Source organism: Pseudomonas lactucae, from assembly GCF_036688725.1.
Classification (GTDB): domain Bacteria; phylum Pseudomonadota; class Gammaproteobacteria; order Pseudomonadales; family Pseudomonadaceae; genus Aquipseudomonas; species Aquipseudomonas lactucae.
This window is the reverse complement of sequence record NZ_JAQQPT010000023.1, coordinates 82,825-102,144: the sequence shown is the minus strand read 5'-3', so window position 1 is coordinate 102,144 and position 19,320 is coordinate 82,825. Positions and strand designations below refer to the sequence as shown.

Genomic DNA, 19,320 nt, shown 5'->3' with positions numbered 1-19,320 from the left:
AAAGATATTGTTCGGGAATAAAAAATCTAGGTATTGTCCGCTTCACGCCGCGATAGCACTTCGCTGGCACCCCACATAACAAGGGCCGTCACAGACGACCCGGAATTCCGATAAGGACACTGTATGAAAAAGGTTCTGTTGTTTACCGCACTGGCTGCTGCCCTGACTGCCGGCTTCGCCCAAGCCAACGAGAAACTGGTGGTGGCTGCCACTCCGATCCCGCATGCCGAGATCCTTGAGCTGATCAAGCCGACCTTGGCCAAAGAAGGCGTGGACCTGCAGATCAAGGTCTTCACCGACTACGTGCAGCCCAACGTGCAAGTCGCCGAAAAGCGTCTGGACGCCAACTACTTCCAGACCCTGCCGTACCTGGAAAACTTCAACAAGGGCAAGGGCACCAACCTGGTGACCGTGGTCGGCGTGCACGTTGAACCTTTCGGTGGTTACTCGAAAAAGATCAAAAATATTTCTGAGCTCAAGGACGGCGCCACCGTTGCCATTCCCAACGAAGGCTCCAACAGCGGCCGCGCCCTGTTGCTGCTGCAAAAGGCCGGTGTCATTACCCTGAAAGACCCGACCAATGCCCTGGCCACGCCAAAAGACATTGCCAGCAACCCGAAAAACCTGAAATTCAAGGAACTGGAATCGGCACTGCTGCCACGTGTTCTGGACCAGGTTGACCTGGACCTGATCAACACCAACTACGCCCTGGAAGCCGGCCTGAACCCAGCCAAGGATGCGCTGATCATCGAAGACGCCAAGTCGCCATACGTGAACTTCCTGGTGGCCCGCCCGGACAACAAGGACAGCGACGCGATCCAGAAACTGTCGAAGGCCCTGACCAGCCCGGAAGTCAAAGCCTTCATCGAGAAGAAGTACAAAGGCGCGGTCGTGCCGGCGTTCTGATCGAGCGGTAAAACCCCTTCAAGGTTTCAACGCCGACGGCTGGTATAGCGTCGGCGTTTTTTTATGCCTGAAATTTGGAATGCAATAAAAATGTGGGAGGGAGCAAGTCGAATCGTCGCACCGCCCCTCCCACATTTTATTTTCATCTCATATTCGATTTCGGTGGTTTAGAGACCCCGGCTATTGATCGCCCGACGCAACGCCACCAACCATTTCACCAACTCCTGCGGATCAATCGGTTTCGCTTTGTTCATGGTTCAATCCTTCGAAAAGCAGACCCCCCAACCATAGCCGTCACCCGCCAATCCCGCGAATTCCGAGGTTATCTTTTTGGGTGATATCAATATGCTATTTTGGTATTTAAATTTTACTTTTTATACCTTTAAAGTTCGCGCTACCCGACGTTACCCACGTCGGAACGGACTGCGCTCGCGGCATTACCCATGCGGCGATATGGACTACCCATGACCTTCGATTTCGCTTTTATCCTCAGCACCTTGCCGGCGTTTCTGAACGCCGTGGGGGTGACGCTGCAAGTGGGCCTGATCGCCATTGCCACCTCGCTGCTGGTGGCACTGATCAACGCCGCGCTGCTGGTGTTTCGCACGCCCTACCTGTCGCGCCTGGTGGCGCTGTACGTGGAGCTGGCGCGTAACACACCGCTGCTGATCCAACTGTTCTTCGTGTACTTCGCCTTGCCGGCCCTGGGTTTGAATATCTCCGGGTTCTGGGCGGCGATCATCACCATGACCTTTCTCGGCGGTGCCTACCTCACCGAAGTGCTGCGCGCCGGGGTGGAAGCGGTGCCGCTGGCACAGATCGAGTCGGGCAAGTCCATCGGCCTGTCCGACTGGCAGTTACTGCGCCATGTGATCCTGCCCCAGGCCGGCATCCTCAGCCTGCCGGCGCTGTTCGCCAATTTCATCTTCCTGCTCAAGGAAACCACCGTGGTGTCCGCCGTGGCGGTGCCGGAAATTCTCTACACCACCAAGAGCTACATCGCTCTCTACTACAAAACCTACGAGATGCTCGCCGTGCTGACGCTGATTTGCGTGCTGTTGTTCCTGCCGCTGTCGCTGCTGCTCAGCCGCCTGGAAAGGAGGCTCCAGCATGGCCAGTTCGGGTCTTGAATTGTTGTGGGTGTCGTTGCCGCAACTGGGCAAGGGCGCTGCACAAACCCTGTCGATTTCTTTCCTGAGCATCGCCTTCAGTACGGTGGGCGGTGTGTTGTATGGCGTCTTGCGCACGCTGAACAGCAAGCTGATCAACGCCGTGCTGCGGGTGTATCTGGAGCTGTTCCGCGCCATTCCGGTGCTGGTGTGGTTGTACCTGTTGTTCTTCGGGATGCCGATTTTCTTTGGCTTGAGCATCCCCAGCTTCTGGTGCGCGGTACTGGTGCTGTCGCTGTGGGGTGCCAGCGAGGTCGGCGAGGTGGTACGCGGCGCCCTGCACTCGCTGCCCCGTGGCCAGCGTGAAGCCGGCTTGTCGATTGGCCTGTCGGACCCGCAGCTGTACGGTTATGTGCTGCTGCCCCAGGCCCTCAAGCGTATGACGCCGCCGACCATCAACGTCTACACGCGCATCATCAAGACCAGTTCCCTGGCGGTGTTGATCGGCGTGGTGGACGTGATCAAGGTCGGCCAGCAAATCATCGAGCGTACCTATGAGTCTGTGTTGATCTACGGCGCGCTGTTCCTGTTCTTCTTCTTTATCTGCTACCCGTTGTCGGCTGCCTCCAAGGTGCTGGAACGGCGCTGGGCCCAAGCATGAGCGCATTGATCGAGTTTCAGGGTTTCAACAAATTCTTTGGCGAGCAGCAGGTGCTCAAGGGCATCGACCTGAGCGTGCACAGCGGCGAGGTGGTGGTGATCCTCGGCCCCAGCGGCTGCGGCAAAAGCACCTTGCTGCGCTGCCTCAATGGGTTGGAAGTCGCCCACAGCGGCAGCCTGCGCTTTGCAGGGAAAGAGCTGCTGGATAAAACCACCGACTGGCGCCAGGTGCGCCAGGACATCGGCATGGTATTCCAGAGCTACCACCTGTTCCCGCACATGAGCGTGCTCGACAACATCCTGCTCGGCCCGCTCAAAGTGCAAAAGCGCGACCCCCGTGAAGCGCGTGCCCAGGCCGAAAAACTACTTGAACGCGTGGGCCTGGCCGACAAGCGCGACGCCTTCCCGCGCCAGCTCTCCGGCGGGCAGCAGCAACGCATCGCCATCGTCCGCTCGTTGTGCATGAACCCGCAGGTCATGCTGTTTGACGAAGTCACCGCCGCCCTCGACCCGGAGATGGTCAAGGAAGTGCTGGAGGTGATCCAGGGCCTGGCCCGCGAGGGCATGACCCTGCTGATCGTCACCCATGAAATGGCCTTCGCCCGCGCCGTCGCCGACCGCGTGGTGTTTATGGAGGCCGGCCGCATCCTCGAACACAACACCCCCGAGGCATTCTTTACGAACCCGCAAACCGCACGCGCGCAGCAGTTCCTGGAGAAGTTCTCCTTTGTTTCAACACTGCCCAAAAAGATTAAGGAACTGGAACTGATATGAAAAAGTTACTGCTGCCACTGTTGGCCGTCGCCTTGCTGGCCGGCTGCGATAAAAAGGCCGAAGAGCCGGTTAAACCTGCGGCTGTCAGCTACATCGATAAAATCAAGGCGCGCGATAAGCTGATTGTCGGCGTGTTCACCGACAAACCGCCGTTCGGCTTTGTGAATGAGGCCGGTCGCTACGTCGGCTTCGATACCGACATCGGCCGCCAATTCGCCAAGGACCTGCTGGGCGACGAGAACAAAGTCGAATTCGTCGCGGTGGAGCCGGCCAGCCGTATTCCGTTCCTGCAAAGCGACAAGGTCGACCTGATCCTCGCCAACATGACCGTCACGCCGGAGCGCAAGGAAGCGGTGGACTTCACCAACCCCAACCTGAAAGTCGCGGTACAGGCCCTGGTGCCGAATAACAGCGCGGTCAAAAGCCTGAACGACCTGGCCATCCGTACCACCATTGTCACCACCGGCACCACTGCCGATATCTGGCTGACCAAGAACCACCCGGATTGGAAACTGCTCAAATTCGAGAAAAACTCCGAGTCGCTGCAAGCGCTGTCGGCCGGGCGTGGCGACGCCTATGCGCAGGACAATCTGGTGCTGTTCAGCTGGGCCAAGCAGAACCCTGGCTACCGTGTGCTCGAAGAAAAACTCGGCGACGAAGCACCGATTGCGCCAGCGGTGAAGAAGGGCAATATCGAGCTGCGCGACTGGGTGAATGCCGAGTTGGCGAAGTTGGGCGAAGAAAAGTTTTTGCTCAAGCTGTACGACCAATATGTGCGTAAAGAGCTGAGCGATGAGACCAAGCCTGAGAGTGTGATTGTTGAAGGCGGTAAATGGCAGGGCTGACTCCCAACTGATCTCATACCGCTGTCGGGAGCAAGCCCCCTCCCACATTTTGATTTGTGAATACATTCAAATGTGGGAGGGGGCTTGCTCCCGATGAGGCCGGCCCGGTCAGCCCTTATTCCGGCCACTGCCACGCCGGCGCATCCAGAATCCCCTGCCCGACGATCTGCGTCTCGCCCATCACCTTCTCCAGCACAATCGAATTGCACGCCTCATCCTGCTGCAACGCCGCAATCAACCGACTGGCATGGGACACCACCCATACCTGGCACTGCTGTGACGCCTGGATGATCAAGCGCGCCAACGCCGGCAGCAGATCCGGATGCAGGCTGGTTTCCGGTTCGTTGAGCACCATCATGGTTGGCGGTCTTGGCGTCAGCAGCGCGGCGATCAGCAGCAGGTAGCGCAAGGTGCCGTCCGACAGTTCGGCCGCCGACAACGGCCGCAGCAAACCCTCTTGATAGAGCTCAATGGCGAAGCGTCCACCCTGCAAGGGCTCGATATTCAACCGCGCCCCAGGAAACGCATCACTCACTGCGCGCTGCAACGCTTCGGGGTCACCGATTTCGCGAATGGTCTGCAACGCGGCGGCCAGATCGCGGCCATCGTGATGCAGCACCGGCGTGCGCGTGCCCAGTTGGGGTTGGCGCACCGGTGCATCCACATCGCTGCGAAAGTGATCATAAAAACGCCAGCCGCGGATACTTTCGCGCAGCAGCAGCACTTCCGGCGAACCGCGCAGGCTGCCGACCTGGTCAAAAAGGCTGTGGTAGTTCGGGGTGTGCTGGGCCAGTACGTCCCAGGCACGGCCATCGCGGGCGCGCACCATAGGGCCCGAGCGTTGCACCAACAGGCTGGCCGGGCGGTAGAGGTGGCCGGCCCAGATGCACTCTTTTTTCACCTCCGGGTCCAGGGAGAAGTAGGACAGGGTCTTCTCCGGCAGGCCGAGGGAGATCGCGTAGCTGAAATCTTCGCCGGCAAAGCCCAGGCGCAAGCGCTTCACGCCGTGACGCACGATGGGCTCCACCGGCACATCGCCGTTGCGCATGCGTCGACTGATGGTTTCCGGGCCAGCCCAGAAGGTCGAGTCCAGACCGCCCTCACGGGCCAGTGCATTGATCACCCCGCCCTGTGCGGTTTCGGCCAGCAGGCGCAACGCTCGGTACAGGTTGGACTTACCACTGCCATTGGGTCCGGTCACCAGATTCAAGCGACCCAGGGGCACCACCAATTTATTGATTGAGCGGTAATTGGCCACCGCGAGGGTTTTGAGCATGAGCATTCAGTCGGTTTGGGAACCCTTGGAGTATGGGAGTCTCCATGCAGATAAGGAACCCTGAACTAAGCTCACAGTCGCATACACACTGGCACAATCGCATCGCGCAAAAGGAGCCTGCATGGGCGGTCGTATTTGCACTTGTATTTTCGGATTTGGCTTGTTGATGCTGCTGAGCGCGTGCGGTCAGGAAAAGACCGAGCCCAAGCAGCATTCACGCGTTTTTGTGCAAACCGTGCAGCCGGCGGATTTCGCCGCGGCCGTCACGCTGACCGGGGATATCCAGGCCCGCGTGCAAACCGATCTGTCGTTTCGCGTGGGTGGCAAGATCATCCAGCGCATGGTGGACGTGGGCGACCGCGTCAGCGCCAGGCAAGTGCTGGCCAAGCTCGACCCCAAGGACTTGCAGACCAACGTCGATTCCGCCCAGGCCCAGGTGGTGGCCGAGCAGGCGCGGGTCAAGCAGACGGCTGCGGCCTTTGTGCGCCAGCAAAAACTCCTGCCCAAGGGCTACACCAGTCGCAGCGAATACGATTCGGCCCAGGCCGCCTTGCGCAGCAGCCAAAGTGCGCTGGCCGCGGCGCAGGCCCAACTCGCCAACGCCCGCGAACAACTGGGCTATACCGCGTTGATCGCCGAAGCCCCCGGTGTGATCACCGCGCGCCAGGCCGAGGTCGGCCAGGTGGTGCAGGCCACCGTGCCGATCTTCAGCCTGGCCCGCGATGGCGAGCGCGATGCGGTGTTCAACGTCTATGAGTCGCTGCTGGTGGAACCGCCGACCGACGCGCCGATCACCGTCAGCCTGCTGGATAACCCTGCGATCACGGCCCAAGGCAAAGTGCGGGAAGTCACCCCCGCCGTGGCCGCCAACACCGGCACCGTGCAAGTGAAGATCGCTCTGCAAGCCTTGCCCAAGGGCATGGAGTTGGGCTCGGTGGTGAGCGCCACCGCCAATGGGCCGGCCAAACCGAGCATCGAATTGCCGTGGTCGGCACTCACCAAGGACCTCAGCGAACCTGCTGTGTGGCTGGTGGACGGTGACGGCAAGGCGCAACTGCACAAGGTCAGCGTGGCGCGCTACCTGACCGGTAAAGTCATCATCGGCGACGGCCTCAAGGGCGGCGAAAAAGTCGTGGTGGCCGGTGGGCAATTGCTGCACCCCGGCATGATCGTCGAGATCGCTCAGCCAGGAGCCCAGCCATGAAGCGCCTGACGGTGTTACTGGCGGCCAGTCTGTTGCTGGTTGCCTGTTCGAAGCAGGAACCGCCGCCCGAGCCCGTGCGCCCGGTGCTCTCCATGGAAGTGAAATCCGAAGACCAGGAAACCCTTGGCCGTTTCGCCGGCACCATCCAGGCGCGCTACGAAAGCAACCTGGGCTTTCGTGTGCCAGGGCGTATCGCCCGCCGCGCCGTGGATGTGGGCGCCGAAGTGGAGAAGGGCGCCTTGCTCGCGGTGCTGGATCCCACCGATCAACAAAACCAGTTGCGCGCCGCCCAGGGCGACCTCGCCCGCGTCCAGGCGCAGTACATCAATGCCCAGGCCAACGCGCGGCGCCAGCAGGAATTGTTCAATCGCGGTGTCGGCGCCCAGGCCCAGCTGGATGTGGCCCAGACCGACCTGAAAACCACCCAGGCTAGCCTCGACCAGGCCCAAGCTTCGGTCAACCAGGCCAAGGATCAGCTCAATTACGCCGAACTGCGCACCGACCACGCCGGCATCGTCACTGCCTGGAACGCCGAGGCCGGCCAGGTGGTCAGCGCCGGCCAGCAAGTGGTGACCCTGGCCCGCCCGGACATCAAGGAAGCGGTGATCGATCTGCCCGCCGGCCTCGCCGAGCGCTTGCCGCCGGACGTGGTGTTCCTTGTTGCCGGGCAACTGGACCCCAGCGTCAACACCACCGCCATCGTGCGCGAGATCGAACCCCAGGCCCAGAGCGCCACGCGTACCCGGCGCGCGCGCCTGAGCCTGAGCGAGACGCCCGCCGCGTTTCGCTTGGGCACGGCGATCAGCGTGACCTTGAGCAGCGCCATCGCGCCGCGCCTTGAGGTGCCGGTCAGCGCCTTGCAGGAAGTCGACGGCAAGACCCGCATCTGGATTCTCGACACCCAGAGCCAGACCGTGCAACCGCGTGACGTCAGCGTGGTCAGCCGTGACACCAGCAACGCCTTGCTCAACGCCGGGGTCAAACCCGGCGAACGGATAGTCACCGCCGGCGTGAACAGCCTGAAACCCGGGCAGAAAGTCAAAATCGACGAGGACAGTCCGCGATGAAACGCAGCTTCAACTTATCCGACTGGGCCCTCAAACATCAGTCCTTCGTGTGGTACCTGATGTTCGTCGCGCTGCTGATGGGCGTGTTCTCGTACATGAACCTGGGCCGCGAGGAAGACCCCTCGTTCACCATCAAGACCATGGTCATCCAGACTCGCTGGCCGGGCGCGACCCAGGAAGAAACCCTCAAGCAGGTCACCGACCGCATCGAGAAAAAACTCGAAGAGCTCGATGCCCTCGATTACGTGAAAAGCTACACCCGGCCGGGTGAGTCCACGGTATTTGTGTTCCTCAAGGACACCACCAGCGCCAAGGCCATCCCGGAGATCTGGTACCAGGTCCGCAAGAAGATCGACGATATTCGCGGCAGCTTCCCCCAGGGCTTGCAAGGGCCATCGTTCAACGATGAATTCGGTGACGTGTTCGGCTCGGTGTACGCCTTTACCGGTGATGGTCTGTCCATGCGCCAGCTGCGCGACTACGTGGAGCAGGTCCGCGCCGAAATCCGCTCGGTGCCGGGGTTGGGCAAGGTCGAGATGATCGGCCAGCAGGACGAAGTGATTTACCTGAACTTCTCCACGCGCAAACTGGCGGCGCTGGGTGTGGATCAGCGCCAAGTGGTGCAGAGCCTGCAATCGCAGAATGCCGTGACGCCGGCCGGGGTGATCGAAGCCGGGCCGGAGCGGATTTCCGTGCGCACCTCGGGGCAGTTCGCCTCGGAGAAGGACTTGGCCAACGTCAATCTGCGTCTCAATGATCGCTTCTATCGGCTTGCGGATATCGCCGACATCAGCCGTGGCTACGTCGACCCGGCGCGGCCGATGTTTCGTTTCAATGGCAAGCCGGCCATCGGCTTGGCCATCGCCATGCAGAAGGGCGGCAATATCCAGTCGTTCGGCAAGGCCCTGCACACGCGCATGGATGAGCTGACCGCTGACCTGCCGGTGGGCGTCGGTGTGCACAAAGTGTCCGACCAGGCCGAAGTGGTGGAAGAGGCCGTCGGCGGCTTTACCAGCGCCTTGTTCGAAGCGGTGATCATCGTGCTGGTGGTGAGTTTTATCAGCCTGGGCATGCGTGCCGGGCTGGTGGTGGCGTGCTCGATCCCATTGGTACTGGCGCTGGTGTTCGTGTTCATGGAATACAGCGGTATCACCATGCAGCGGGTCTCGCTGGGCGCGTTGATTATCGCCCTCGGCCTGTTGGTGGACGACGCGATGATCACCGTGGAGATGATGATCACACGCCTGGAAAAAGGCGAAACCAAGGAACAGGCGGCCACTTACGCCTACACCTCGACGGCGTTCCCGATGCTCACCGGTACCTTGGTGACCGTCGCCGGTTTTGTGCCGATTGGCCTCAACGCCAGTTCGGCGGGCGAGTACACCTTCACCCTGTTCGCGGTCATCGCGGTGGCGATGCTGGTGTCGTGGGTGGTGGCGGTGCTGTTTGCGCCGGTGATCGGCGTGCATATCCTCAGCGCCAATGTGAAACCGCACAACGCCGAGCCGGGGCGCATTGGCCGGGTCTTCAATGGCGGCATGCTGTGGGCCATGCGCAACCGCTGGTGGGCCATCGGCATCACCGTGGCGCTGTTCGCGGCGTCGGTGTTCTCCATGCAGTTCGTGCAGAACCAGTTCTTCCCGTCGTCGGACCGCCCGGAAATCCTGGTCGACCTGAACCTGCCGCAAAACGCCTCGATCAACGAGACGCGCAAGGCCGTCGACCGCCTGGAAGCGATCATCAAGGACGACCCGGACATCGTCCGTTGGAGCACTTACATCGGCCAGGGCGCGATCCGCTTTTACTTGCCCCTCGATCAGCAATTGGAAAATCCCTACTACGCGCAACTGGTCATCGTGAGTAAGGGCCTGGAAGAACGCGGCGCCTTGATTGCGCGCCTGCAAAAACGCCTGCGTGATGATTTTGTCGGCATCGGCAGCTTTGTGCAGCCATTGGAAATGGGCCCGCCGGTGGGGCGTCCGATTCAATACCGGGTGTCCGGCAAAGACACCGACCAGGTGCGCAAACACGCCATCGAGCTGGCGACCATGCTGGATAAAAACACCCACCTGGGCGAGATCATCTACGACTGGAACGAGCCGGGCAAAGTGCTGCGTATCGACATCGCCCAAGACAAGGCGCGCCAACTGGGGCTGTCGTCGGAAGACGTGGCGCAGCTGATGAACAGCGTGGTCAGCGGTGCCTCGGTGACCCAGGTGCACGACGATATCTACCTGATCAACGTGGTTGGCCGCGCCGAAGACGCCGAGCGTGGCACCCCGGAAACCTTGCAGAACCTGCAGATCGTGACGCCCAACGGCGGCTCGATCCCGCTGCTGGCCTTCGCCACCGTGCGTTATGAGCTGGAGCAGCCGCTGGTGTGGCGCCGCGACCGCAAGCCGACCATCACCATCAAGGCGTCGGTGCGCGATGAGATGCAGCCGACGGACTTGGTGAAGCAACTCCAGCCGGATATCGACAGGTTCAGCGCGGGCCTGCCGGTGGGCTACAAAGTCGCTACCGGCGGCACCGTGGAAGAAAGCGGCAAGGCCCAGGGCCCGATTGCCAGCGTGGTGCCGTTGATGCTGTTCCTCATGGCGACCTTCCTGATGATCCAATTGCACAGCGTGCAGAAGATGTTCCTGGTGGCAAGTGTTGCGCCGCTGGGCCTGATTGGCGTGGTGCTGGCGCTGATCCCGACGGGCACGCCGATGGGCTTCGTGGCGATCCTGGGTATTTTGGCGCTGATCGGCATCATCATCCGTAACTCGGTGATCCTGGTGACGCAGATCCATGAATACGAGCTGGCAGGCTACACCCCGTGGGATGCGGTGGTGGAAGCGACCGAGCACCGGCGCCGACCGATCCTGCTCACGGCGGCTGCGGCGAGCCTGGGCATGATTCCTATCGCGCGTGAGGTGTTCTGGGGGCCGATGGCCTACGCGATGATCGGCGGGATCATCATTGCCACCTTGCTGACGCTGTTGTTTTTGCCGGCGCTGTATGTGGCCTGGTACAAGATTCGCGAGCCCAAGCAGGAGCAACAGCAAACCCGCGGTTAAAAATGTGGGAGGGGGCATGCCCTAATGCCAGTCAGTTGAGGGACAACACTGTATCTGTGGCGAGGGAGCTTGCTCCCGTTGGGCCGCGAAGCGGCCCCGCTCTTTGTTTATAAAGAATGGGACTGCTGCGCAGTCCAACGGAAGCAAGCGGCCTCGCCACAGGTCACTTTTTACTCCTTCAAAGCCTTAACTGACTGGCATTAGGGCTTGCCCCCTCCCACATTTGTAATGCGTTGTCTCTAAGGTTTGCGCCACACGCTGGCCAACCATGGCTGCTGCTCACGCGGTAATCCGGCGGGGCGGTAGTAGTGCTCCAACTCCACAAACCCCGCCGTCGTCAGCAATGCCTGCCACGCCGCCAGGTCGTGATACGACCCATACCGTGGCCCATTCCAGCCTTCCTGGTTCTCACCCCGTGGGTTGGAGCTGAACAGCACGCCTCCAGGCTTCAACGCCGCGTGCAGTTGCTTGAGCACACGCGGCAGTTCCTGTTTGGGAATGTGAAACAGCACCGCGTTGGCGAAGATCCCGTCGAAGCGTTCGGCGGGCAATTCCAGTTTGAGAAAGTCCTGCTGCAACACCTCGCAGCCGCTGTCTTCGCGTGCCATCTGCGCAAAGCGCTCGGAGCCATCGAGGCCCACGGCAACGTGACCCATGCGGGTGAAGGTCTGCAAATCCCGCCCTGGCCCGCAGCCAAAGTCCAGCACGGTAAACGGTGGCGTGCCTTGGATATGCCGCAGCAACGCGTCGATGTTCTGGCTCACATCGTGGTCGCGGGTGCCTTCGCGAAAGTCCTCGGCCACCTTGTTGTAGTGGCCGAGGGTGGTGGAGGTGATCTGGTCGAGGTCGTCGGGTTTCAGGGTCATGACGGGCAATACCGAATGCGGAGATGGCCCGACTATACCTTGTGGAGCTCAGCGCTTGTTCAGCACTCGCGCCAGGCGATCGCCGCCCAGTTGAATCACCGCCACCAACACCACCAGCAGCACAATCACTGTGAGCATGATCTGCGTATCGAAGCGCTGGTAGCCGTAGCGGTAGGCTATGTCGCCCAAGCCACCGGCGCCAATCGCGCCGGCCATGGCCGACGAGTTGATCATGGTCACCAGGGTGATGGTGAACCCGCCGACAATCCCCGGCAGCGCCTCGGGCAACAGCACATGCCAGATAATGTGCCAGCGCCGGCAACCCATGGCTTGCGCGGCTTCGATCAGGCCGTGGTCGACCTCGCGCAGGCTAACCTCGGCAATGCGCGCGAAGAACGGCGTGGCGGCGATGGTCAGCGGTACAACGGCCGCCCACACGCCATAGGTGGTGCCGACGATCAGGCGGGTGAACGGGATCAGCGCCACCATCAGGATCAGAAATGGAATCGAACGGAACAGATTGACGAACGCCCCCAGCACGCGGTTCAACGCCGGTGCCTGGTAGATGCCGCCCTTGTCGCTGGTGACCAGAAACACCGCCAGCGCAATCCCCACCAGCAACGCGATCAGCGACGACACGCCGACCATCAACAAGGTATCGATGGCGCCCTGTACTAAACGATCAAACCACATAGCCCAGCACCTCCACCTGTTGTGCCCAGTTCGCCGCGCGCGTGCGCAATTCCTCGGCGCTGTGTGTTGAGCCATTCACCGCCAGCAACAGTTGCCCAAGCGCATGCCCCTGGATACGTTCCACACCACCTTGCAGCAGGCGGACGCGCCCACCCAGGGCGCCGAACAGCGCGGCCAGGTCCGGTTCGTCGCGGCCATTGCCGGTGAGTTGCAGGCGCAGCACCACGGCCGCGTCAGGCGACGGCGGCGTGGGATGCAGACGGCTTTGCAGCTCTTGCGGCAGCCCATGTTGCAACGGTGCCAGCAGGGTTTTGCTGACGTCGTGCTGCGGGTTGCCAAACACTTCCCACACCGGGCCTTGCTCGACGATGTGCCCGTGCTCCAGCACCACCACGCGGTCGCAGATGTCGCGGATCACCGCCATCTCATGGGTGATCAACACGATGGTCAGGCCCAGACGCTGGTTGATCTCACGCAGCAGGCCGAGGATCGATTGCGTGGTTTCCGGGTCCAGCGCCGACGTGGCTTCGTCGCACAGCAGAATCTCCGGGTCGTGCACCAGCGCACGGGCGATGCCCACGCGTTGTTTCTGCCCACCGGAGAGTTGTGCCGGGTAAGCCTTGTGCTTGTCCTGCAAGCCCACCAGTTCCAGCAGTTCGCGCACCTTTTGTTCACGCTGGGGCTTGGGCACGCCGGCAACTTTGAGCGGTAGCTCAACGTTCTGCCGCACCGTCTTGGCCGACATCAGGTTGAAGTGCTGGAAGATCATGCCGATGCGTCGACGCAGCGCCACCAGGTGGTCTTCGTCAAAGTCGCCGATGTCCACCTGATCGATCAGCACACGCCCGCTGCTGGGTTGTTCCAGGCGGTTGATGGTGCGGATCAGCGAGGATTTCCCGGCGCCGCTGCGGCCGATGATGCCGAACACTTCACCGCGCTGGATCGCCAGGTCGATGCCTTGCAGCGCGTGCACCTGGCCGTCGTAGGTTTTGCCCAGATTGATAAAGCGCACGTGGGCACGGTTCAAGTCCGGATGCAGTTCAGTCTGCTCGGCGTCCCTGGGCGCGGTGTCCAGGTCACGCAGTCGGGCGTTGGCGGCGCTCATTTTTTAGCTTCCCAACCGACCTGGTAGAGCTTGCCCAGGGATTTATCCAATGCCGCGCGCACCACTGGTGAATGCTGGTAGATGTCGACGAACTTGATCACGCGCGGGTCGGTTTTGCTCTTGGGCTGGATCACGAACTGGATCACGTATTCCGGGTGGTCGAGGCCATCGAACAGCAGCGCCGACTCGGCATCGAAGGTCTTGGACAGGCGGATGTATGCCGGGTAGCCCTGCACCAGGTCGGCGTCGTCATAGGCGCGCACCAGTTGCACGGCTTCCACTTGCAGGATCTTGATCTTTTTCGGGTTGGCGACGATGTCTTCTTCGGTGGCCTTGTAGCCTACGCCCGGCTTGAGCGTGATCAGCCCGGCCTTGGCCAGCAGTTGCAGGCCGCGACCGCTGTTGATCGGGTCGTTGGCAATCGCCACGCTGGCGCCTTCGGGCAGGTCGTTGAAGCTTTTGTACTTCTTCGAATACAGCCCGACGTTGTTGATGATGCCCGGCGCGAACGGCACCAGGTCAAACCCGGCGGCGGCCTTGGCGTTTTCCAGGAAGGGGATGTGCTGGAAGTAGTTCACATCGATATCGCCGGCCGCCAGGCTGACGTTGGGCGCGATCCAGTCGGTGAACTCCACCAGTTCGACCTTCAGGCCTTGCTTGTCGGCTTCGGCCACGGCGGCTTCCAGGGGAATCGCGAAGGCGGCGGTGGTGCCGACCTTGAGCGGCGCGTCAGCGGCGAACACCGCCGAGCTGAACAGACCGAGGGCCATGGCCAGTGCTTTGACTGGGTGAGAGAGCAGTATTTTTTTCATGGTTGATTTCCAGTCATAAGTTATTAGTGCAAGCCGTGGAGATTCAATGTTTCTGATCAGCGTCGGTAAGTTGAGCCGGTGTGTTGTTCGGGTAATCGCGCCGTGCCATGAAAGACTTTTTCGCGCAGCGTTCCGGACGCATATTCGGTCTTGTACGACCCCCGCTTCTGCAACTGCGGCACCACCAGATCGATAAAATCCACATAGCTTTCCGGCGTCACGATGCGCGTCAGGTTGAAGCCATCCAGGCCGGTCTCGCTGATCCAGGACTCCAGCTCATCGGCCACCTGCTCGGGCGAACCCACCAGGGTGATATAGCGCCCGCCCAGGACGTGCTGTTCGAGCAATTTGCGCCGGGTCCAGTCATTGTTCTGCAGGTTCTTGGTGGCCGACTGGATGGCGTTGCTCTTGACGTACTGGATCGGTTCGTCCAGCGCGTACTGGGCAAAATCAATCGCGGTGGACGCCGAGAAATGCGCCACGCCGGCCTCTGCGCTGGCGTAGCTCAAGTACTCGGCGTGCTTGGCCCAGGCCAGTTCCTCGGTGGCGGCGACGATCACGTTAAGGCCCATGAACAGCTTGATGTCGTCCGGGTTGCGCCCGGCCTCGACCGCGCTGGCGCGTACTTTGTCCACTTGTACCTTGGTAGCGGCCTTGTTCTGCCCGCTGATGAACACGCACTCGGCATGTCGCCCGGCGAACAGCAAACCGCGGTCCGAACTGCCGGCCTGGAACAGCACCGGCGTACGCTGCGGCGAGGGTTCGCACAGGTGATAACCCTGCACCTGGTAGAACTCGCCGTGGTGCTGCACCTTGTGCACCTTGCCTGGTTGCGCGTAGACCCGTTGCGTCGGGTCGTTGATGACGGCGTCGTCTTCCCAGCTGCCTTCCCAGAGCTTGTACAGCACCTCCAGGTACTCATCGGCCTGGTCGTAGCGCCGATCATGTTCGACCTGTTCGGTGAGGCCCATGGCCTTGGCGGCGCTGTCGAGGTAGCCGGTGACGATGTTCCAGCCCACCCGGCCACGGCTCAGGTGATCCAGCGTGGACATGCGCCGGGCGAACAGGTACGGCGGCTCATAGGTGAGGTTGGCGGTGAGGCCGAAACCGAGGTTTTTGGTCACGGCGGCCATCGCTGAAACCAGCAGCAACGGATCGTTGACCGGCAGTTGGATCGACTCCTTGAGCGGCACGTCGATGGAGTTCTGATAGACGTCGTACACGCCGACGATGTCGGCGATGAACAAACCGTCGAACAGCCCGCGCTCCAGGGTTTGCGCCAGGTCGGTCCAGTACTCGATGGTTTTGTACCGGGTCGAGGTGTCCCGTGGATGGGTCCACAATCCGTGGTTGATATGCCCGATGCAATTCATGTTGAAAGCATTGAGCAGGATCTTTTTTTTGGTTTTCAAAGGCTGCGCCATCAGATCGTCCCCCGCAGCGGCGGGTGTTCATCGTTGAGGTAGTAATTGCCCACGGCGTGGTACTTCCAGCGCACCGGGTCATGCAGGGTGTGCACGCGCGCATTGCGCCAGTGGCGGTCCAGGCCATGCTCGGCCAGGGTCGCCTGGCTGCCGGCGAGTTCGAACAGGGTGCTGCCGGCGGCCAGGGAGATTTCGGTGCTCAAGGCGCGGACTTCGGCCACGGCAATCGAGGCGGCGGCGACGCTTTGGGCATTGCTGTCGGCTTGGGCCAGGTCAAGAAATTCACCGGCGCGCTCCAGCAAGGCTTCGGCGGCGTGCAGGCGGATGCTCAGGTGGCCGAAGCTCTTGAGCGTCAGTGGGTCTTCGGTGGCCTGGTCGCTGCCGGAGTCGATCCACGGACGGGTCTTGGTGCGCACGAAGTGCAGCGCATCCTCAAAGGCGGCGCGGGCGATACCGGTGTCGATGGCGGCATGGAGGATCTGTGCCAGCGGGCCGACGGTGGTCGGGCGTTCGAAGGCGCTCTGAAAGGGGATCACGTCGTGGGCGGCGACCCACACGTTATCGAACACCACCGAACCGCTGCCGGTGGTGCGCTGGCCGAAGCCGCTCCAGTCGTCGATCACGCTCAGGCCTGCGCTGTCGCGCGGCACGAAGGCCAGTTGCTGCACGCCGTGTTCATCCACCACCGAGGTGGGGATGCGCTGCGCGTAGAGCGCGCCGGTGGCGTAGAACTTGCGGCCGCTGATACGGAATCCGTCGCCGTCGCGGGTCAGTGTGGTGACGCGATCATGGGCGGTCTTGGTCCCCAGCTCCGCCAGGGCATTGCCGAAACGCTGGCCGGCGAGTACTTCGGCGTACAGGCGTCGTTGCTGCGCCGGGCTGCCGTTCACGCGCAGTACTTCCAGCGCATAGAAATGGTTTTGCGGGATCTGCCCCAGCGACGCGTCGGCCTGGGCGATCAGCGCGATGACCTTGGCCAGGGTGACGCTGGACACGCCGGCGCCGCCGAAGGCCTTTGGCACGCTGATGCCCCACAGGCCGGAGCGGGAAAACGCATCCAGCTCGGGCAGTGGCAGGCGCCGCTCGCGGTCGCGCTGGGCGCTGTCGCGACGCAAGTCTTCGGTCAGGTCGCTGGCGACAACGAGGGCGTGTTCATCGCTGGTGATGACCGCGACGTTTGCAGAGAAAGTCATGTGTGTTCTCCAGAATCTCGTGGAAAAGTGTTCTGGTCGGTCAGATCCAGGAATGGCGAGCCGGCAGCGTGCCGTTCAACCGATAGGCGCCGATTGCGTGGTATTTCCAACGCACCGGGTCATGCAGCGTGTGCACCCGGGCGTTGCGCCAGTGACGGTCGAGGTTGAATTCGGCGAGGGTGGCGCGGCTGCCGGCCAGCTCGAAAAGCTTTTCGCTGACCAGCAACGACACTTCGGTGGTCAGCACTTTGGCCTCGGCCACCGCGATGGATGCACGGGCCGCGGACTGCGCGGTGATCGGCGCGGCGCTGACCTGGTCCAGCACCTGGCCGGCCTTGCGCAACAGCGCTTCGGCGGCGTGCAGTTCGATCTTCAGCCTGCCGATATCGGCGATCACATACAGGTCATCGCTGGCGCGTTCGACCTTGGCGTCGATCCATGGCCGTGAACGTTCGCGCACGAAGGCGAGGGTGTCATCCAGCGCACCACGGGCGATGCCGGCATCGATGGCGGCCTGGATCAATTGCGAGACGGCGCCCTGGATGTTCGGGCTTTCGCCGATGCGCCAGTTGTCGACCACCAGTTCGGCGTCCACCGGCACTCGGTCCAGCAGCACGGTGCCGCTGGCGGTGGTGCGTTGGCCGAAGCCTGACCAGTCATCCACGATGCGCAGGCCTTGGGTGCCACGGCGCACAAAGGCCATGACCTGCTTGCCGTCATCGTTCAACGCCTTGATCGCCACCCAATGGGCAAACAGGGCGCCGGTGGAGTAGAACTTCTGGCCGCTGACCACATAACCATCGCCCTGGGCGGTAATGCGCGCCTTGAGCTGCAGGGTGTTTTTGGTGCCGCGCTCCGGGCCGCCGTTGCCGATGCGCCAACCGTCGAGCACGCTCTGGAACAGCTGCTTTTTCTGGCGTTCGGTGGCAGTGCCCTGCAACAGGTGCAGGATGCCGAAATGGTTCTGCGGGATCTGCCCGAGGGCCGGGTCTGCCGCGCTGATGATCGCGAACACCTCGGCCAGGGTCACGAACGAAACCTGTGGGCCGCCGTACTCGCGGGGGATGGAAATACTGCCCAGCCCACTGCGGGTGAACTGTTCAAGCTGCGCCCACGGCAACTGGCGTTGCTGGTCGCGCTTGGCGGCCTGCAGGCGTGCGGCCTGGGCCAGCGCATGGGCTGCGTCGAGCGCCTCTGCATCGTTGCGCAGCACGGTGGCCGGCAACAGCAGGGGGGCGATATCCAGATCACTCTGGGGGGGTGTTAGAGCCAAGTTAGACATCAGCGCCGCTCCTTGGCTGCACGTAATGCCCTGGCGTTGTGCACCGGGGTAATCCTGACCATACCGACCTCGCATTCAATGAAATAAAAACAGAAAAATCAGAGATGTCCGGTGGTCCGGTTTATATACCCTAAACGTGTTAAATAATTAAATAAACTAACTTTTGGGAATATACATAGAAGGACGATCACCCTGGTTCGCAGGGGGAGCCGAGAGGGCGGGGTTGATACACCGCCGCGGCCTGGGCCGGGCGCGTTGGCGCGCACGCGGCAATACGGAGCATGCGGGCCGGCGCCCAGCGCGAATTGTTGCCGACGCGGTCCAGGATGCAGTAAGTCACCTCCAGCCGGCAGTCGTCGCCAGCGTCGACAATCACGCTCGAAGGCACCCAGACCTGCACCGCCATGCCAACCGCTTTGGCCTGGATCCTGGGCAAGTCCATACGTATGTCACCCCAGCGCAATGTGATGGCGTCGCCGCGCGTCATGTTCAGGTACGGGCCGATGGTCAGCGGGATACCCCGCTGCACCTGGCGACTGTTGACGCCATAACGGCGGATGGTTTCGGGCAGGCCGACAGGGGCAAGGTTCTGGTTCTCATCGCCGCACAACGCCGCAGGTTGGCCGCCCGGGTAGTTGGTCTTGACCCGCACCGTGGTCACCGCCGAGCGCGCGGGGCCATAGCCTATCTGCATGACCTGGTAGTGAATCCGCGCCTGGCCATCCTGCACAAAGCTTTCCGGCACGCGCAGGTGGGTGGCCGTGCCGACTTTGCCCGCGGTCACTCGGCGCGAGGCAGCAAAGCAGTTGTTCCAGAACAGCTCGATCAGGTCGCCCTCATCCATGCCGGGGTAGGGGGCGATGTCGACTTGCAACTGGGTGGCGGCCAGGGCATTGATGCCGTTTCGAAGGGCCTGGGGCAGCGTCGGTGCGGTGAGCATCGCCGGGGTTTCAGTGCGCGTCATAAGTAATCTCCTTGATGCAGCCAGCAGCCATCGTTCCAGCCCTTCGGCGCGGGTGCGCGCAGGGGCTGAAAGGAACGA

General features: G+C 61.8%; 17 protein-coding genes. 8 read left to right on the top strand and 9 right to left on the bottom strand.

Annotated elements, in window-relative coordinates:
- The first annotated feature begins 123 nt into the window (after positions 1-123).
- The 5 genes from V6M90_RS24255 to V6M90_RS24235 all read left to right on the top strand — a co-directional run bounded on the left by V6M90_RS24255 (position 124) and on the right by V6M90_RS24235 (position 4,294).
- Positions 124-906, top strand: coding sequence for a MetQ/NlpA family ABC transporter substrate-binding protein (locus V6M90_RS24255; protein ID WP_003170980.1), 783 nt, complete (start codon positions 124-126; stop codon positions 904-906).
- 464 nt (positions 907-1,370) lie between these two features.
- Positions 1,371-2,036 carry an amino acid ABC transporter permease gene (locus V6M90_RS24250; protein ID WP_065941074.1) on the top strand — a complete coding sequence of 222 codons (666 nt, stop codon included), beginning with the start codon at positions 1,371-1,373 and terminating at the stop codon, positions 2,034-2,036.
- On the top strand, positions 2,017-2,676 hold the full coding sequence (locus tag V6M90_RS24245) for an amino acid ABC transporter permease (protein WP_078731074.1): 660 nt from the start codon (positions 2,017-2,019) through the stop codon (positions 2,674-2,676). The genes V6M90_RS24250 and V6M90_RS24245 overlap by 20 nt, the downstream gene beginning before the upstream one ends.
- Positions 2,673-3,449: an amino acid ABC transporter ATP-binding protein gene (locus V6M90_RS24240; protein WP_141064644.1), complete on the top strand. Its 777-nt coding sequence runs from the start codon at positions 2,673-2,675 to the stop codon at positions 3,447-3,449. Before V6M90_RS24245 ends, V6M90_RS24240 begins: the two co-directional genes overlap by 4 nt.
- Complete coding sequence (locus V6M90_RS24235; protein WP_332847254.1) at positions 3,446-4,294, top strand: transporter substrate-binding domain-containing protein; 849 nt, start codon at positions 3,446-3,448, stop codon at positions 4,292-4,294. Before V6M90_RS24240 ends, V6M90_RS24235 begins: the two co-directional genes overlap by 4 nt.
- 115 nt (positions 4,295-4,409) lie before the next feature.
- On the opposite strand, the gene V6M90_RS24230 is transcribed toward V6M90_RS24235, so the two are convergent.
- Positions 4,410-5,570 (bottom strand): AAA family ATPase, encoded by a 1,161-nt coding sequence (locus V6M90_RS24230; protein ID WP_042945533.1) that lies wholly within the window; start codon positions 5,568-5,570, stop codon positions 4,410-4,412.
- A gap of 121 nt (positions 5,571-5,691) precedes the next feature.
- Here V6M90_RS24230 and V6M90_RS24225 point away from each other — a divergent pair, with 121 nt between their 5' ends.
- The 3 genes from V6M90_RS24225 to V6M90_RS24215 are packed head-to-tail and all read left to right on the top strand — an operon-like array spanning position 5,692 to position 10,903.
- Positions 5,692-6,774 carry an efflux RND transporter periplasmic adaptor subunit gene (locus V6M90_RS24225; RefSeq protein WP_141064643.1) on the top strand — a complete coding sequence of 361 codons (1,083 nt, stop codon included), beginning with the start codon at positions 5,692-5,694 and terminating at the stop codon, positions 6,772-6,774.
- Entirely contained in the window at positions 6,771-7,841 is a 1,071-nt protein-coding gene (locus V6M90_RS24220; RefSeq protein ID WP_332847253.1) for an efflux RND transporter periplasmic adaptor subunit, read from the top strand. Before V6M90_RS24225 ends, V6M90_RS24220 begins: the two co-directional genes overlap by 4 nt.
- Positions 7,838-10,903, top strand: coding sequence for an efflux RND transporter permease subunit (locus V6M90_RS24215; RefSeq protein WP_003170993.1), 3,066 nt, complete (start codon positions 7,838-7,840; stop codon positions 10,901-10,903). The genes V6M90_RS24220 and V6M90_RS24215 overlap by 4 nt, the downstream gene beginning before the upstream one ends.
- A 239-nt stretch (positions 10,904-11,142) precedes the next feature.
- On the opposite strand, the gene V6M90_RS24210 is transcribed toward V6M90_RS24215, so the two are convergent.
- The 8 genes from V6M90_RS24210 to V6M90_RS24175 form a co-directional block, all read right to left on the bottom strand.
- Positions 11,143-11,769 carry a class I SAM-dependent methyltransferase gene (locus V6M90_RS24210; protein WP_141064640.1) on the bottom strand — a complete coding sequence of 209 codons (627 nt, stop codon included), beginning with the start codon at positions 11,767-11,769 and terminating at the stop codon, positions 11,143-11,145.
- 48 nt (positions 11,770-11,817) lie between these two features.
- Positions 11,818-12,462, bottom strand: coding sequence for a methionine ABC transporter permease (locus tag V6M90_RS24205; RefSeq protein ID WP_003170995.1), 645 nt, complete (start codon positions 12,460-12,462; stop codon positions 11,818-11,820).
- Positions 12,452-13,567 (bottom strand): methionine ABC transporter ATP-binding protein, encoded by a 1,116-nt coding sequence (locus V6M90_RS24200; RefSeq protein ID WP_305428229.1) that lies wholly within the window; start codon positions 13,565-13,567, stop codon positions 12,452-12,454. The genes V6M90_RS24205 and V6M90_RS24200 overlap by 11 nt, the downstream gene beginning before the upstream one ends.
- Positions 13,564-14,379 carry a MetQ/NlpA family ABC transporter substrate-binding protein gene (locus V6M90_RS24195; protein ID WP_003170997.1) on the bottom strand — a complete coding sequence of 272 codons (816 nt, stop codon included), beginning with the start codon at positions 14,377-14,379 and terminating at the stop codon, positions 13,564-13,566. Before V6M90_RS24195 ends, V6M90_RS24200 begins: the two co-directional genes overlap by 4 nt.
- A 56-nt stretch (positions 14,380-14,435) precedes the next feature.
- Entirely contained in the window at positions 14,436-15,803 is a 1,368-nt protein-coding gene (locus V6M90_RS24190; RefSeq protein WP_141064638.1) for an LLM class flavin-dependent oxidoreductase, read from the bottom strand.
- On the bottom strand, positions 15,803-16,996 hold the full coding sequence (locus V6M90_RS24185; RefSeq protein ID WP_332847252.1) for an SfnB family sulfur acquisition oxidoreductase: 1,194 nt from the start codon (positions 16,994-16,996) through the stop codon (positions 15,803-15,805). Before V6M90_RS24185 ends, V6M90_RS24190 begins: the two co-directional genes overlap by 1 nt.
- A gap of 40 nt (positions 16,997-17,036) precedes the next feature.
- Positions 17,037-18,278, bottom strand: a complete 1,242-nt coding sequence (locus V6M90_RS24180; RefSeq protein ID WP_003171000.1) for an SfnB family sulfur acquisition oxidoreductase — start codon at positions 18,276-18,278, stop codon at positions 17,037-17,039.
- A gap of 187 nt (positions 18,279-18,465) precedes the next feature.
- Positions 18,466-19,242, bottom strand: coding sequence for a hypothetical protein (locus V6M90_RS24175; protein WP_003171001.1), 777 nt, complete (start codon positions 19,240-19,242; stop codon positions 18,466-18,468).
- Positions 19,243-19,320: the final 78 nt, after the last annotated feature.

Coding starts and splice junctions, on each gene's coding strand:
- V6M90_RS24180 (WP_003171000.1), bottom strand. CDS start 18,278: ATGTCTAACTTGGCTCTAACACCCCCCCAGAGTGATCTGGATATCGCC.
- V6M90_RS24175 (WP_003171001.1), bottom strand. CDS start 19,242: ATGACGCGCACTGAAACCCCGGCGATGCTCACCGCACCGACGCTGCCC.
- V6M90_RS24210 (WP_141064640.1), bottom strand. CDS start 11,769: ATGACCCTGAAACCCGACGACCTCGACCAGATCACCTCCACCACCCTC.
- V6M90_RS24220 (WP_332847253.1), top strand. CDS start 6,771: ATGAAGCGCCTGACGGTGTTACTGGCGGCCAGTCTGTTGCTGGTTGCC.
- V6M90_RS24200 (WP_305428229.1), bottom strand. CDS start 13,567: ATGAGCGCCGCCAACGCCCGACTGCGTGACCTGGACACCGCGCCCAGG.
- V6M90_RS24190 (WP_141064638.1), bottom strand. CDS start 15,803: ATGGCGCAGCCTTTGAAAACCAAAAAAAAGATCCTGCTCAATGCTTTC.
- V6M90_RS24205 (WP_003170995.1), bottom strand. CDS start 12,462: ATGTGGTTTGATCGTTTAGTACAGGGCGCCATCGATACCTTGTTGATG.
- V6M90_RS24185 (WP_332847252.1), bottom strand. CDS start 16,996: ATGACTTTCTCTGCAAACGTCGCGGTCATCACCAGCGATGAACACGCC.
- V6M90_RS24250 (WP_065941074.1), top strand. CDS start 1,371: ATGACCTTCGATTTCGCTTTTATCCTCAGCACCTTGCCGGCGTTTCTG.
- V6M90_RS24235 (WP_332847254.1), top strand. CDS start 3,446: ATGAAAAAGTTACTGCTGCCACTGTTGGCCGTCGCCTTGCTGGCCGGC.
- V6M90_RS24230 (WP_042945533.1), bottom strand. CDS start 5,570: ATGCTCAAAACCCTCGCGGTGGCCAATTACCGCTCAATCAATAAATTG.
- V6M90_RS24195 (WP_003170997.1), bottom strand. CDS start 14,379: ATGAAAAAAATACTGCTCTCTCACCCAGTCAAAGCACTGGCCATGGCC.
- V6M90_RS24255 (WP_003170980.1), top strand. CDS start 124: ATGAAAAAGGTTCTGTTGTTTACCGCACTGGCTGCTGCCCTGACTGCC.
- V6M90_RS24225 (WP_141064643.1), top strand. CDS start 5,692: ATGGGCGGTCGTATTTGCACTTGTATTTTCGGATTTGGCTTGTTGATG.
- V6M90_RS24245 (WP_078731074.1), top strand. CDS start 2,017: ATGGCCAGTTCGGGTCTTGAATTGTTGTGGGTGTCGTTGCCGCAACTG.
- V6M90_RS24215 (WP_003170993.1), top strand. CDS start 7,838: ATGAAACGCAGCTTCAACTTATCCGACTGGGCCCTCAAACATCAGTCC.
- V6M90_RS24240 (WP_141064644.1), top strand. CDS start 2,673: ATGAGCGCATTGATCGAGTTTCAGGGTTTCAACAAATTCTTTGGCGAG.